The organism is Herminiimonas fonticola, assembly GCF_040395855.1.
Classification (GTDB): Bacteria; Pseudomonadota; Gammaproteobacteria; order Burkholderiales; family Burkholderiaceae_D; genus Oxalicibacterium; species Oxalicibacterium fonticola_A.
Window position 1 is genome coordinate 23,636 of sequence record NZ_JBEBPO010000014.1, and the last position, 14,434, is coordinate 38,069.

11 protein-coding genes and 1 tRNA gene are annotated in these 14,434 nt (G+C 53.3%); 8 read left to right on the plus strand and 4 right to left on the minus strand.

Annotated features, from left to right (window positions below; genetic code table 11):
- Positions 1-11: 11 nt before the first annotated feature.
- Positions 12-1,274, minus strand: a complete 1,263-nt coding sequence (gene lplT / locus ABWP27_RS03605) for a lysophospholipid transporter LplT (protein WP_353153477.1) — start codon at positions 1,272-1,274, stop codon at positions 12-14.
- A 190-nt stretch (positions 1,275-1,464) separates the two neighbouring features.
- Here lplT and alr point away from each other — a divergent pair, with 190 nt between their 5' ends.
- Complete coding sequence (gene alr, locus ABWP27_RS03610) at positions 1,465-2,550, plus strand: alanine racemase (protein ID WP_353153479.1); 1,086 nt, start codon at positions 1,465-1,467, stop codon at positions 2,548-2,550.
- Between the two features lie 29 nt (positions 2,551-2,579).
- Entirely contained in the window at positions 2,580-3,950 is a 1,371-nt protein-coding gene (radA, locus tag ABWP27_RS03615; protein ID WP_353153481.1) for a DNA repair protein RadA, read from the plus strand.
- 6 nt (positions 3,951-3,956) lie between these two features.
- Here the strand turns inward: radA and hpnE are convergent, their stop codons facing one another.
- From hpnE to hpnC, 3 genes are all read right to left on the minus strand, one after another.
- On the minus strand, positions 3,957-5,288 hold the full coding sequence (gene hpnE / locus ABWP27_RS03620) for a hydroxysqualene dehydroxylase HpnE (protein ID WP_502905311.1): 1,332 nt from the start codon (positions 5,286-5,288) through the stop codon (positions 3,957-3,959).
- 20 nt (positions 5,289-5,308) lie between these two features.
- Positions 5,309-6,142, minus strand: coding sequence for a presqualene diphosphate synthase HpnD (hpnD, locus tag ABWP27_RS03625; RefSeq protein ID WP_353153487.1), 834 nt, complete (start codon positions 6,140-6,142; stop codon positions 5,309-5,311).
- A gap of 143 nt (positions 6,143-6,285) precedes the next feature.
- Positions 6,286-7,125, minus strand: coding sequence for a squalene synthase HpnC (gene hpnC, locus ABWP27_RS03630; protein WP_353153489.1), 840 nt, complete (start codon positions 7,123-7,125; stop codon positions 6,286-6,288).
- A 395-nt stretch (positions 7,126-7,520) separates the two neighbouring features.
- On the opposite strand from hpnC, the gene ABWP27_RS03635 reads away from it, so the two are divergent.
- The 6 genes from ABWP27_RS03635 (at position 7,521) to ABWP27_RS03660 (ending at position 14,254) form a co-directional block, all read left to right on the plus strand.
- A tRNA-Leu gene (locus tag ABWP27_RS03635) sits at positions 7,521-7,607 on the plus strand.
- A 29-nt stretch (positions 7,608-7,636) separates the two neighbouring features.
- Entirely contained in the window at positions 7,637-8,983 is a 1,347-nt protein-coding gene (tig, locus tag ABWP27_RS03640) for a trigger factor (RefSeq protein WP_353153491.1), read from the plus strand.
- A gap of 29 nt (positions 8,984-9,012) precedes the next feature.
- Positions 9,013-9,642, plus strand: a complete 630-nt coding sequence (gene clpP / locus ABWP27_RS03645; protein WP_353153494.1) for an ATP-dependent Clp endopeptidase proteolytic subunit ClpP — start codon at positions 9,013-9,015, stop codon at positions 9,640-9,642.
- A gap of 169 nt (positions 9,643-9,811) precedes the next feature.
- A complete protein-coding gene (clpX, locus tag ABWP27_RS03650; RefSeq protein WP_353153497.1) occupies positions 9,812-11,080 on the plus strand; it encodes an ATP-dependent Clp protease ATP-binding subunit ClpX in 1,269 nt (422 codons plus the stop codon).
- Between the two features lie 240 nt (positions 11,081-11,320).
- Positions 11,321-13,735 (plus strand): endopeptidase La, encoded by a 2,415-nt coding sequence (gene lon / locus ABWP27_RS03655; protein ID WP_353153499.1) that lies wholly within the window; start codon positions 11,321-11,323, stop codon positions 13,733-13,735.
- Positions 13,736-13,981: 246 nt separating this feature from the next.
- The gene (locus ABWP27_RS03660; protein WP_011871233.1) at positions 13,982-14,254 is read left to right on the plus strand and encodes an HU family DNA-binding protein; all 273 of its coding nucleotides are present in this window, start codon (positions 13,982-13,984) and stop codon (positions 14,252-14,254) included.
- Positions 14,255-14,434 lie beyond the last annotated feature (180 nt).

The window sequence follows — 14,434 nt, forward strand, 5'->3', positions numbered from 1 at the left end:
GGTTGCCCCGACTAGTGTTTGTGCTCGCCGATCAGAGACAGCGAATCGTGTTCGCGCTGGTTGGCTGCATGTCTGCGCATGATCAGCAGCATGATGCCGGAAACGGAGAGCCCGAACATCACGATGACAATATTGATATTCAGATCCAGTTTGATCATCAGTGCATACAACAGCAGCATCGTCAGCACCGACAGATTTTCATTGAAGTTTTGTACGGCAATCGAATGGCCCGCGCTCATCAGGACATGGCCGCGATGCTGCAGCAGTGCATTCATGGGTACGACAAAATAGCCGGACAGGGCACCCACCAGCACCAGCAGCGGATAGGCCAGCCAGACCGTATGCACCATGGTCATCACGATAACGACGATGCCCATGATGACGCCCAGCGGCATCACGGATAATGATTTTTTCAAGGGTACAAAGCGGGCTGCTGCAATGGCGCCTATCGCTACACCCACTGCGACCACGCCTTGCAGAATGGCTGCCTTGTCCAGCGGCATGCCTAATGAATTACTGGCCCATTTCAGGACGATGAATTGCAGGGTTGCTCCTGCGCCCCAGAACAGGGTGGTAACGGCCAGAGAAATTTGTCCCAGTCTGTCATTCCACAAGGTAGTGAAGCAATGGGCAAAATCGCTTATCAGCTTGACGGGGTTGCGTTGCTGGTGCGGATAGCGGGCGCCGGTATCGGGAATTCTCAGATTGAACAAGGCTGCCAGAAGATAGACGATGGCAATAATGCAGAGTGCAGTTTCAGCCGGTGTATCGATGCCAAAATTAAAAAATGGAAAATCGAATGCCAGCAAATCAGCGGCGATGCTTGGATTAATCAGGGCGCCGCCCATGACCGTGCCAAGAATAATGGAAGAAACAGTGAGTCCTTCGATCCAGCCGTTTGCCGCGACCAGTTTTTCTGCCGGCAACAGTTCGGTCAGAATGCCGTACTTGGCAGGCGAATAGGCAGCTGCACCGAAGCCGACCACGGCATACGCGAACAGAGGGTGCACATCGAAAAACATCATGCCGCAACCGACTATCTTGATCATATTGGTGACGAACATCACGCGCCCTTTGGGCAGCGCATCTGCGAACGCGCCGACGAAGGCGGCCAGCAAGACATAGGAGAGGACAAAGAACAGCTTCAGTAACGGAGTCATCCAGTCAGGCGATTTCATGACTGTCAATAAAGCGATGGCCGCAATGAGGAGGGCGTTGTCGGCGAGCGATGAAAAAAACTGCGCCGCCATGATGGTGTAAAAACCGCGATTCATCCGTATTGATCTATTTGTCTATGTATCTCCGGCTTGCTTTATACCATGAAAATATGCGGCTTCGTGTGAATTGCCTGCCATTCATCAGAGTGCGTCCGGTAAAATAAGATCGTCAGGTTGCGCCATGTCGCAGCCCCTCGATTGCTTTACATCGCATGCAGCATGCGATTTAACTTTCTTTCTTTTTTGTATGCCCAGACCTTTACTTGCCACTATTGATATTGCTGCCATGCGTCATAATTTGCGGGTGGCAAAAAATTGCGCACCGCATTCCCGTAGCCTCGCTGTGGTCAAGGCAAATGCATATGGACACGGTCTGGAGCGCGGCATGCGCGGTTTTGCAGAAGCGGATGGCCTGGGCCTGATTGAAGTGGATAATGCGGCGCATCTGCGGCAACTGGGTTGGCAAAAGCGCATCCTGTTGCTGGAAGGTTTTTTTGATGCGACTGACTTGCAAACCATTTCCGTTCATCAGATCGATACCGTCGTGCATTGTGTCGAGCAACTGCAGATGCTGGAAAAAGCACGTCTGGATGCAAAGCTGGATGTACATCTTAAAATCAATAGCGGCATGAATCGCCTCGGCTTCATGCCTGCGGTCTGTCATGACATCTATCAACGCCTGCGCGCCATACCGGCAGTACGCAATATTTCCTTCATTACGCATTTCGCCAATGCGGAAAATGCAGCCAATGCCAATTTGCCGCTCAGCGAACAACTGCAGCGCTTTCAAACGGCAACGCAGGGCTTGCCCGGCGATCGCTGCCTGTCCAATTCGGCGGCAGATTTGATGCATCCGGAATGCGCGGCGGATTGGGTGCGTCCCGGTGTGATGCTGTACGGCGGCACGCCGGCCGACACGCCAGCAGCAGCTTTCGGCTTGCAGCCTGCGATGACCTTGAGCAGTGAAATCATCGGTATCCAGCACATCGTGGCTGGCGATGCAGTCGGTTACGGCAGCAGTTTTGTCGCCAGCGGGCCGATGACGATAGGCGTGGTCGCATGCGGTTATGCGGACGGTTATCCGCGTCATGCGCCTAGTGGTACGCCGGTCATCGTCGATGGCGTCAGGACGCAGATGGTCGGACGTGTTTCGATGGATATGATTACGGTCGATCTGACGCCGGTTGCCACTGCTGGTGTTGGCAGTCAGGTCATCTTGTGGGGACGGGGCTTGCCGGTGGATGAAGTCGCCAGTGCGGCAGGTACGGTAGGCTATGAATTGATGTGCGCAATCGCGCCGCGCGTGCGTATCGTTGAATCCGAGAACGTTTAACTTAATCAGCAAGACGGAAACCGACAACAATGGCAAAAGCCAAAACCAATTACACCTGCAGCGAATGCGGCGGTATCAGCAATAAATGGGGCGGACAATGTCCATCCTGCAACGCGTGGAATACGCTGGTCGAGACGGTTGTCGAAACCGGCACCAATCGTTTCTCGACGCAACACCAGGGATTGGCGCAATCGGCGCCGGTATTGAGCCTGGCCGATATCGAGGCGATAGACGTGCCGCGTTTCGGCACCGGCATAGAAGAATTCGATCGCGTGCTGGGCGGTGGCCTGGTGGCTGGTGGCGTGGTGCTGATAGGCGGCGATCCCGGCATCGGCAAGTCGACCTTGCTGCTGCAGGCGCTGGCGAATTTATCGAAGATTAAAAAAGTTCTGTATGTCAGCGGCGAAGAATCAGGTGCGCAGATTGCCTTGCGTGCGAAACGTCTTGCAGTGGATGCAAAAGACTTGAAGCTGCAGGCAGAAATCCAGCTGGAAAAAATTCTGAGCACTTTGGCCGAACACAGGCCGGATGTGGCGGTGATCGATTCGATACAAACCGTGTATTCGGATGCGCTCAGTTCGGCACCGGGTTCAGTGGCGCAGGTGCGTGAATGCGCTGCGCAGTTGACACGCATCGCCAAGCAAACCGGCGTGACCATCATCATGGTCGGTCACGTCACGAAGGAAGGGGCGCTGGCCGGGCCGCGCGTACTCGAACATATCGTCGATACGGTTTTGTATTTTGAAGGCGATACGCATTCCAGCTTCCGTCTGGTGCGCGCGATCAAGAATCGCTTTGGCGCGGTGAATGAGCTGGGTGTATTCGCGATGACGGAAAAGGGCTTGAAGGGCGTTTCCAATCCGTCCGCATTGTTCCTGTCGCAGCACGATACGCCGGTACCAGGCGCCTGCGTGATGGTGACGCAAGAAGGGACGCGTCCCTTGCTGGTTGAAATTCAAGCCTTGGTTGATACCTCGCATTTGCCGAATGCGCGCCGCCTTTCGGTCGGACTGGAGCAGAACAGGCTGGCGATGCTGCTGGCGGTATTGCACAGACACGCCGGTATTGCTGCCTTCGATCAGGATGTCTTCATCAATGCGGTGGGCGGGGTAAAAATTACCGAACCGGCAGCCGATCTTGCCGTGCTACTGGCGATCCACTCGTCTATGCGCAGTCGTCCGCTGCCGCGTGGTTTGGTCGTGTTTGGCGAAGTCGGTCTGGCTGGCGAGATTCGTCCGGCACCGCGTGGGCAGGAACGTTTGCGCGAAGCGGCAAAACTGGGTTTTTCGCTGGCCCTGATTCCAAAGTCGAATGCGCCTAAACAGAAAATCGAAGGCCTGACCATCATCGCGGTAGAGCGCATCGACGAAGCGCTCAATCGGATACGCGAACACGAATAGGTTTTGCTATTTTTTTGCAGGACTAAAATGTTTGCACAGCAAGGTTGCCGCTTTCGCGCCGCTACACACTGCTGATTCCAGCGTAGCCGGATAATCGCTGGCCAGATAATCGCCGGCGATGACCAGATGCGGGAATTCGGTTTTTTCTTCCGGACGTTGCAGAGCAGGTGTGCAGGAAAACGTTGCGCGTTTTTCCGAAATGATCCGGCTCCACTCAGGGTTCGTTAGCTGCGGCATCTGCAAGGCATGGGCAAGTTGCGCCGCAATCGCTGCGGATAAAGCTTCATGTCCCATTTCAATTGCCGATGTAGAGGTGCTGACGACGACGGCAAGCAAGCCGCTTTGCGCATGATCGAGTTGCCCGCGATCAAACACAAACTGGCCCCAGCATCCGGCATCCGTATCATCGGTCAATGCATGGAAGGGCAGGGCGAGACGCGTGTCCGCCGGATATTGCAGATAACAGGTGGTGATCGCTTCATATTCAAACGCAGGAATGGCAGCGTCCATCGTCACATCCGCCAGCAGGATGGCGGCTTGTGTCGCCGATGTGGCGACGACTACGGCGTCATACACTGCATCTTCCGTTTTATCCAGCAGCACCGACCACTTGCCATTGCAGTCGGCTATTTTCTGCACCGTCGCGCCGATTTTGATCGTGCCGCCATGCTGCGCTACAAAGTTTGCAGCCTGTTGTGGAAACAGCGTAGTCAGATCGACGCGCGGAATCAGCATGTCGGATGCGCTGCGCCGTGCGCCCAGACTGTCGCGCAATACATTGAGGAAGATTTGCGCCGATGCACGTTCCGGTGGCGTATTGAGGGCGGCGATGCAGAGCGGTTGCCACATCAGTTTGATCAGGCGTTCGGTTTGATCGAAGCGGTGCAATAACTCGCTGACGCTGCAATCGGTATTCAATTTCCAATCCATCCAGCGTGCTGCCGATGAAAAGCGTGCCAGTGCCATTTTGTCGCTGCCGGTCAAACCTTTGGCGCGCAGCAAGGCGACCAGCAAATGCAAAGGTGCAGGCAGTCGCGGCGCGACGAAATCCATGCCGTCGCATCCTGCCGGATAACGCATTTGCAAAGGCAGACGCAACAGCGCCTGGTCGGTGTCGATGCCAACAGCTTTGAACAAACGCAAGCTTTCCGCATAGGCGCCGAGCAGGATGTGTTGCCCGTTATCCAGTATTTTTCCCTGCATGTCGACTGCGCGTGCGCGGCCGCCCAGCGTACGGGAAGATTCGTAAAGCGTGACCTGATGTCCGGCGCGAGTCAGCTCAACCGCCGCAGCGCAACCGGCCCAACCGGCGCCGATGACGGCAATGGTCTGCTTCATGCGGGATGCCGCTTCAGACATTAACCGCGTACATAGGTAATCCACGCCAGCCACAGCTTGCGGATAGGGGTGAGGGAAATGCGCTGCGTCAGCACATGGAAACCGTCGCGCTCAACTTCATTCAGCACGGCGCGATAGATTGCCGCCATGATCAGGCCGGGACGCTGGGCGCGTCTGTCTTCCTTGGGTAGCAGGGCAAATGCTTCGTCATACATTTTTTGTGCACGTGCAGCCTGGAACTGCATCAGCTTTTCGAAATTGTCGCTATGCCGCGCATTCAATATATCGGCGGCGGTGACGTTGAATTGCTGCAGTTCGTTGACCGGCAGATAGATGCGACCCTTGCGCGCGTCTTCGCCGACATCGCGAATGATGTTGGTCAACTGGAAGGCCAGGCCAAGTTTCTCTGCATATTGCAGCGTTTGCGGATTGGTCACGCCAAAAATATTCGCCGACAGAATGCCGACCACGCTGGCGACGTGCCAGCAGTATTTTTGCAAGCCGGGGAAATCGAGATAACGCGTTTGGTCGAGATCCATTTCCATGCCATCGATGATGGCCAGCAGATGCTGGCTGTCGAGTGAAAATGGTGTTAAATGCGGCTGCAAGGCTTTGGTGACCGGATGTGTCGGTGCACCGGACATCATGGCTGCGACTTCCTGGCGCCACCATGCGAGTTTGGTACGTGCAATCCCAACGTCGGTGCACTCATCGACGGTATCGTCAACTTCGCGGCAGAAGGCGTAGAGCGCAGTAATCGCACGGCGACGCTCCGCTGGCAGAAACAGGAAGCTGTAATAAAAACTGGAACCGCTCTGAGCGGCTTTTTGCTGGCAATAATCGTCGGGTGACATAAAAGTAGGGCGCCTGGCGCTGAATGAAGCCGCTATGCTAGCCGACTAAGGCAATCGGGACAAATAAGTCCTTACCTTTTGTTAGTTATTTGAGAACTTGTGTATGGCTGCAAGGCGATAGACCGGTATTTGATACGCCGCTCTTATTTTTCATGCAAGCCTGGCGACACCGCTTGCATGCGCAGAGCGCGCCAGATCAGACGTACCCAGTCGCTCTTGCCCAGCTTGGGGCGGTGCCGGAAAACGTCGTAATCGGCTGCTTCTATACACTCGAGTATGCGCAAGCCGCCTTGTACGACCAGGCGCAATTCCCAGCCTATGCGTCCCGGCAGACGTAAGGCCAGCGGCGCACCCGAAATGAGCATGCTGCGTGCGCGGGATATTTCAAATTGCATCAGATTGCGCCAGGCCTGATCGATGCGCTGGTCGGCGATATGGTCTTCACCTACCTGGAATTCCTGCATATCCTCCAGCGGCAGGTAGATGCGCGCTTTGCGGATGTCGATCGCCACGTCTTGCCAGAAATTGATCAATTGCAGTGCGGAACAGATGGCATCCGAATCGCGCAGATTCTCTGCGTTTGCCGCGCCGTACAAATGCAGCATCAGTGTGCCGACCGGATTGGCAGAGCGGCGGCAATAGTCGAGCAGCAGATTAAAGTCTGCATAGCGCGTGGTGACGACATCCTGCTTGAAGGCTGATAGCAAGTCGCGAAACGGTTGTAGCGGTAGTTGATAATCGGCGATGACCGTTGCCAATGCGCGGAACAATGCAGTGTCTGGTATCCGTGCGGCAGCGATCTGATCCAGTCCGTCTTCGTAGGCAGCCAGTGCTGCCAGTCGTTCTTCTGCGCTGGCATCGCCTTCATCTGCCAGATCGTCGGCGCTGCGGGCGAAGGCATAAATGATTTCGACTGCAGGACGCAAATGTGCCGGTAACAGGATGGACGCGACAGGAAAATTTTCGTAATGATCGACAGCCATGAGTGGGATGTGGTGCGTGCACGGAAATGATTCGTGCTTTAAAAAAGTAGTGCAGCGAAAATAGTGCTGCCTTAACAAGGCCAGCCCGCATAGTAAATGAAATGCCGGTTCATCAGGCAAATATGCAATCGCTGCCTGGCCGCAGGCGGGATCGCAAATTGCCGCTGCCACAGTGTGCGATCTTGCCGGGAAGTAAAGCAATCGCGTATTTCGAGGCAGGGATAATCAGGCCGCCGACGTAAGCAAATTGTCAAAATCTGCGCAGGTGCTGCAAAATCCAGTAAAATCCCGGGTTGAAGTTGAACGGCCGATACAAAAGGCAGTGCAGGGCGACCCACATATTCACTTCCAGGTCGCCCTTTGCTTTTGTATTTGCGCACTTAGTGCACATTCCCGCGAGGATGGCGAAATTGGTAGACGCACCAGGTTTAGGTCCTGACGCCAGCAATGGTGTGGGGGTTCGAGTCCCCCTCCTCGCACCACAGAATTCTTTATTTTTTGGACGATTCACATGGCAACTGCAGTCGAAACTCTGGACAAACTTGAACGCCGCATCACGATTACTGTGCCGATGGCGGAAGTACAAACCGAAGTCGAAAAGCGTTTGAAAGTACGTGCTCGTACCGTCAAGGCGCCAGGCTTCCGCGCTGGCAAAGTGCCGATGAAAATGGTTGCGCAGCAATACGGTTATCAAATCGAAAACGAAGTGCTCAACGACAAGGTCGGTCAGGCATTCGGCGAAGCAACCAGCGAAAACAAGCTGCGCGTAGCCGGCTATCCAAAGATCGAAGCCAAGAACGACGATGTCGCAGAAGGCACGCTTGCGTTCAACGCAACATTTGAAATCTACCCGGAAATCAAGGTAGGCGATCTGGCCGCAGCGGAAGTCGAAAAGACCACCGTTGATGTCACCGATGCAGAAATCGACAAGACCATCGATATCCTGCGCAAGCAGCGTGTGCATTACCACGTCAAAGGCGAGCAAAGCGCGCATGGCGACGGCGGCTCCGATCTGACCGCTAAAAACGGCGATCGCGTGACCATCGATTTCGTCGGCACCATTGACGGCGTTGAGTTCCAGGGCGGCAAGGCCGAAGACTATGCATTCGTATTGGGCGAAGGCCGCATGCTGGCTGAGTTTGAAGCCGGTACCATCGGTTTGAAAGTCGGCGAATCCAAAACTTTCCCATTGTCGTTCCCGGCCGATTACCACGGCGCAGACGTCGCTGGCAAAACTGCAGAATTCACGATCACGCTGAAACAAATCGAATGGGCGCACATGCCTGAAGTCGATGCTGAATTTGCCAAATCGCTGGGTATTGAAGACGGCGATCTGGAAAAAATGCGTGCTGATGTCAAACAGAATCTGCAACGTGAAGTCAGCAGCCGCGTCAAAGCGCGTACCAAAGACAGCGTGATGGATGCACTGATCAAGATCAGCGAATTCGATGTGCCTAAGGCATTGATCGATCAGGAAACCCAGCGTTTGATGGAAATGACCCGTCAAGACATGACTCAGCGCGGCATGAAAGTCAGCGATCTGCCATTCCCGCCTGAACTGTTCACTGAGCAAGCTGAACGCCGCGTGCGTTTGGGCCTGATTCTGGCAGAAGTCGTCAAAGCTAACGACCTGCAAGCCAAGCCGGAACAAGTCAAGGCGCAAGTCGAAGAGTTCGCACAGAGCTACGAAGACCCAACTCAGGTTCTGAAGTATTATTTCAGCGACCGTAGCCGTCTGGCTGAGGTGGAAGCTCTTGTATTGGAAGAAAACGTCGTCAATTACGTATTGGCTAAAGCCAAAGTGACCGACAAAGCGGTTGCGTTCGATGAATTGATGGGCAATAACGCACAAGGCTAATCGCTTTGTGCGCTCCATAAGGAAAGCACATGACCACTAGCATGACTCGTACTTCCGCTCTCGATACCGATATGCTCGGTATGGTTCCGATGGTGATCGAACAGAGCGGTCGCGGTGAACGCGCATACGATATTTATTCGCGTTTGCTGAAAGAACGCGTGATCTTTCTGGTCGGCCCGGTCAATGACCATTCGGCCAATCTGATCGTTGCACAAATGTTGTTCCTTGAAAGTGAAAATCCGGACAAGGACATCTCTTTGTATATCAACTCGCCTGGCGGTTCGGTTTCTGCCGGCATGGCGATTTTCGATACGATGCAATTCATCAAGCCGAATGTATCGACACTGTGTACCGGTCTGGCGGCATCGATGGGCGCTTTCCTGCTGGCGGCTGGCGAAAAGGGCAAGCGTTTTTCGCTGCCTAATTCGCGCATCATGATTCATCAGCCTTTGGGCGGCGCGCAAGGACAGGCTTCGGATATCGAAATCCAGGCGCGCGAAATCCTGTATCTGCGTGAACGTTTGAATCAGATTCTTGCTGACAAAACAGGCAAGACACTGGACGAAATCAGCCGCGATACCGATCGCGACAATTTCATGTCGGCCGATGCGGCAGTTGAATACGGCATGATTGATAAAGTTTTGACAACGCGAGCCTGATAGTTATTGAATATGCAAATAACGCCCGGGCGCATCAACGTTCGGGCGTTTTACTTTACGGCCTGCCGTCGCAACACTGGTTTTTACTCTGCGTGACGAATTTGTAATTCGCAGGTAATATCAATCCGCAGCCAAGATCAATCTGTACCAACCATAGATAACGTGCACCATGTCAGAGAAAAAATCCTCAAGCGGCGAAAAACTGCTCTATTGCTCGTTCTGCGGCAAGAGCCAACACGAGGTGAAAAAGCTCATCGCCGGACCGTCCGTGTTCATTTGCGACGAGTGCATCGACCTGTGCAACGACATCATTCGTGATGAAGCATCCAGCGTGGAAACGCTGACCGGTCCGCGTACCGATTTGCCTACGCCGCAGGAATTGTGCGAATTGCTGGATCAATACGTGATCGGCCAAAACTCGGCCAAGCGCATTTTGTCGGTAGCGGTTTACAACCACTACAAACGCCTCAAGCATCTGGGCAAGAAAGACGACGTTGAACTGGCGAAGAGCAATATTCTGCTGGTCGGTCCAACCGGTTCCGGTAAAACCTTGCTGGCGCAAACGCTGGCACGTACGCTGGATGTGCCTTTCGTCATTGCCGATGCAACCACGCTGACGGAAGCGGGTTATGTCGGTGAAGACGTAGAAAACATCATTCAAAAGCTTTTGCAAAACTGTAATTACGAAGTCGAGCGTGCGCAAAAGGGCATCGTCTACATCGATGAAATCGACAAGATTTCACGTAAGTCAGACAACCCATCGATCACGCGCGACGTATCCGGCGAAGGCGTACAGCAGGCTTTGCTGAAACTGATCGAAGGTACGATGGCATCGGTGCCGCCACAAGGCGGTCGCAAGCATCCGAATCAGGATTTCGTGCAGATCGATACGACCAACATCATGTTTATCTGCGGCGGCGCATTCGATGGCCTGGCCAAGATCATTTCCGAACGTTCGGAGAAGAGCGGCATCGGCTTCTCGGCAACAGTGAAGAGCCGTGAGGAGCGTACGGCAAGCCAGGTCATGCTGGATACCGAACCGGAAGATCTGATCAAATTTGGCCTGATCCCTGAGCTGGTAGGTCGTCTGCCAGTCGTGGCAACCTTGCGTGAACTGGATGAAGAGGCGCTGATCCAGATTCTGCTTGAACCAAAGAATGCGCTGATCAAGCAATATTCGAAATTATTGCAAATGGAAGGCGCAGAACTGGAAATTCGTCCGGCTGCCTTGCAGGCGATTGCGAAGAAGGCAATTGCACGCAAAACCGGCGCGCGCGGTTTGCGTTCGATTCTGGAACATGCATTGCTGGATGTCATGTACGAATTGCCGAACGAGCAAAACGTTTCCAAGGTGGTTATCGATGAAGGTACGATTACCAACGGTGCGAAACCATTGCTGATCTATCATGAGCAGCCTAAGGTCTCGGGCGCAAAATAGACAATATTTAAAAAATCTGCAGGAAATCATCAAAAACAGGCTCTTTGAGCCTGTTTTTCATTGAAAACACCAGTACAATCAAATCAGCAAAGATCATTCAGGCTTCCATCGTAAAGCCACTTCGAAGACAACTTCGCGGGTGGCTTTTTTTGTTTTTCTGACTGATTTTTGTTGCTGTCCGGGCTTGTGTTTTGGCCGTTAGCGCCAACATCATTAACACGTTTCTCGATAAGGCTCGCCATGACGACTACTATTTCCACTGAACAAACCCAACTGCCGCTGTTACCGTTGCGCGATGTTGTTGTCTTCCCGCATATGGTGATCCCTCTGTTCGTCGGTCGTCCAAAATCAATCAAGGCACTTGAAGCTGCGATGGAGCAAGGCAAGAGCATCATGCTTGCCGCGCAAAAAGCCGCCGCCAAGGACGAACCTTCTGCCGATGATATTTATGAAATCGGTTGCGTAGCGAACATTCTGCAAATGCTGAAGCTGCCCGATGGCACCGTCAAGGTGCTGGTCGAAGGCGCCCAACGCGCACGCATACATCACATCAGCGAACTGGATACGCACTTCGTTGCCGATCTGACGCCTATTGAGTCCGAAACCGGTGATGAGTCCGAGATCGAGGCGATGCGTCGTGCGATCGTGCAGCAGTTCGATCAGTACGTAAAACTGAACAAGAAAATTCCACCGGAAATTCTGACCTCACTGGCCGGAATCGATGATGCCGGTCGTCTGGCCGACACCATTGCTGCGCATCTGCCGCTGAAGCTGGAACAGAAGCAGGTCATCCTGGAAATCTTCAACGTCGCCAAACGCTACGAACATCTGCTGGGGCAACTGGAAGGCGAACTCGACATTCTGCAAGTCGAGAAGCGCATACGTGGTCGCGTCAAACGCCAGATGGAAAAATCGCAGCGCGAATACTATTTGAACGAGCAGGTCAAAGCGATTCAGAAAGAATTGGGCGAAGGCGAAGAGGGCGCGGATCTCGAAGAACTCGAGAAAAAAGTGCTTGCTGCCAAGATGCCGAAAGAGGCACTTGTCAAAGCGCAGAATGAACTGAAAAAACTCAAGCTGATGTCGCCGATGTCAGCCGAAGCGACAGTTGTGCGCAATTACATCGATACCTTGCTCGGTTTGCCATGGAAGAAAAAATCCAAGGTGAACAATGATCTGGCCAATGCGGAAAAAGTATTGGAAGACGATCACTACGGTCTCGACAAGGTAAAAGAACGCATCCTGGAATACCTCGCCGTGCAACAGCGCGTCGACAAGTTGAAAGCACCGATTTTGTGCTTCGTCGGCCCTCCAGGTGTGGGTAAAACTTCGCTTGGCCAATCGATTGCGCGTGCGACGAACCGCAAGTTCATTCGCATGGCTTTGGGTGGCGTGCGTGACGAAGCAGAGATTCGCGGCCATCGTCGTACCTACATCGGTTCGATGCCAGGCAAGATTTTACAAAGCATGTCCAAAGCGGGCGTACGCAATCCTTTGTTCCTGCTCGATGAAATCGACAAGATGGGCGCCGACTTCCGCGGCGATCCTTCATCGGCATTGCTGGAGGTGCTGGATCCCGAGCAGAACCACACGTTCTCGGATCACTATGTTGAAGTCGATTTCGATTTGTCGGATGTGATGTTTGTGGCGACGTCGAACTCGTACAACATTCCGCCTGCCTTGCTGGATCGTATGGAAGTCATTCGTCTGTCGGGTTACACCGAAGATGAAAAGACCAGCATTGCGCAGCGCTATCTGCTGCCGAAACAGATCAAGAACAATGGTCTGAAGGAAGGCGAAATCAGCGTGGCGGAATCGGCGATACGCGACATCATTCGTTATTACACGCGTGAAGCCGGCGTACGTTCGCTGGAACGTGAAATTTCAAAAATCTGCCGCAAGGTTGTGAAGATGCTGCTGTTGAAAAAACAGGATCGCAAAATCACGGTCACGAGCAAGAACATCGATAAATTCCTCGGTGTGCGCCAGTTCGATTTCGGCGTGGCAGAAAAAGAAAATCAGATTGGCCAGGTGGTTGGTTTGGCATGGACTGAAGTCGGCGGCGATTTGCTGACGATAGAAGCGATGACGATGCCGGGCAAGGGCAATATCATTCGTACCGGTACCTTGGGCGATGTGATGAAGGAATCGATCGAAGCGGCGCGCACTGTGGTACGCAGCCGTGCGAAGAAACTCGGTATCAAAGCCGATATTTTCGAGAAGAGCGATATCCATATTCACGTTCCCGAAGGCGCTACGCCGAAAGATGGTCCATCAGCCGGCGCGGCAATGACCCTGGCAATGGTATCGGTATTCACGGGTATTCCTGTGCGGGCCGATGTGGCGATGACAGGCGAGATCACTTTGCGCGGCGAGGTATTGCCGATTGGTGGCTTGAAGGAAAAACTGCTGGCGGCGCATCGCGGTGGTATCAAGATCGTTTTGATACCTGAGCAAAACGTGAAGGATCTGGCAGAGATTCCGGATAATGTGAAAAACAAGCTGGAGATCGTGCCGGTACGCTGGATCGACAAAGTGCTTGAGATCGCATTGGAACGCGCACCTGTGCCATTGACCGATGAAGAGGCGGCAGTGGTTGAGGCTGCGGTTGCCAAGCCATCTGCACCGACTGATTCTGGTGTCGTGAAGCATTAAGTTGCCTGTACTTAAAAAACGCTCTTCGGAGCGTTTTTTTTGCGCAAAGCCATCGCTTCATGCAAACACATCTGCATTCCAGCATTAAATGTTAATTTTCAGAGGGGAAAACAGGGCAAAGCGCTTGACACATGGCTGTGCGGCTTGTTTAATACCTGCTGCAGATTTTTCTGCGTGTCGTATCGTCGCTTTGCTGATTCGGGTAGTAGCGACTTTGCGGCATTCAACTTTTGTGAGGGGACGTAAGTGAATAAGACAGAATTGATTGACCACATTGCTGGTTCCGCCGACATTTCCAAAGCAGCTGCAACGCGCGCACTTGACGCGGTCATCGTCGCAGTCAAAACCACATTGAAGAAAAATGGCACTGTTACCCTGGTTGGTTTCGGTACATTCTCTGTAGGCAAGCGTGCAGCACGTACAGGTCGTAACCCACGTACCGGCGAAGCAATCAAGATCAAGGCTGCCAAAGTACCTAAATTCAAACCAGGTAAAGCTCTGAAAGACGCAGTTAATTAATGTCAATGTGCGTGCAATTGCATAGTGCAAATTGCGCCAACATGCTGTAAAATAATTTCTTTGCGGCGTGGTGACAACGCTGTATGTTTGGCTGGGATTAAGCAAGTACGTGCAATATGCGTAATGGGTGCTTAGCTCAGTTGGTAGAGCGGCGCCCTTACAAGGCGTAGGTCGGCGGTT

Coding starts and splice junctions, on each gene's coding strand:
- radA (WP_353153481.1), top strand. CDS start 2,580: ATGGCAAAAGCCAAAACCAATTACACCTGCAGCGAATGCGGCGGTATC.
- hpnE (WP_502905311.1), bottom strand. CDS start 5,288: ATGAAGCAGACCATTGCCGTCATCGGCGCCGGTTGGGCCGGTTGCGCT.
- hpnD (WP_353153487.1), bottom strand. CDS start 6,142: ATGTCACCCGACGATTATTGCCAGCAAAAAGCCGCTCAGAGCGGTTCC.
- clpP (WP_353153494.1), top strand. CDS start 9,013: ATGACCACTAGCATGACTCGTACTTCCGCTCTCGATACCGATATGCTC.
- hpnC (WP_353153489.1), bottom strand. CDS start 7,125: ATGGCTGTCGATCATTACGAAAATTTTCCTGTCGCGTCCATCCTGTTA.
- lplT (WP_353153477.1), bottom strand. CDS start 1,274: ATGAATCGCGGTTTTTACACCATCATGGCGGCGCAGTTTTTTTCATCG.
- tig (WP_353153491.1), top strand. CDS start 7,637: ATGGCAACTGCAGTCGAAACTCTGGACAAACTTGAACGCCGCATCACG.
- clpX (WP_353153497.1), top strand. CDS start 9,812: ATGTCAGAGAAAAAATCCTCAAGCGGCGAAAAACTGCTCTATTGCTCG.
- lon (WP_353153499.1), top strand. CDS start 11,321: ATGACGACTACTATTTCCACTGAACAAACCCAACTGCCGCTGTTACCG.
- alr (WP_353153479.1), top strand. CDS start 1,465: ATGCCCAGACCTTTACTTGCCACTATTGATATTGCTGCCATGCGTCAT.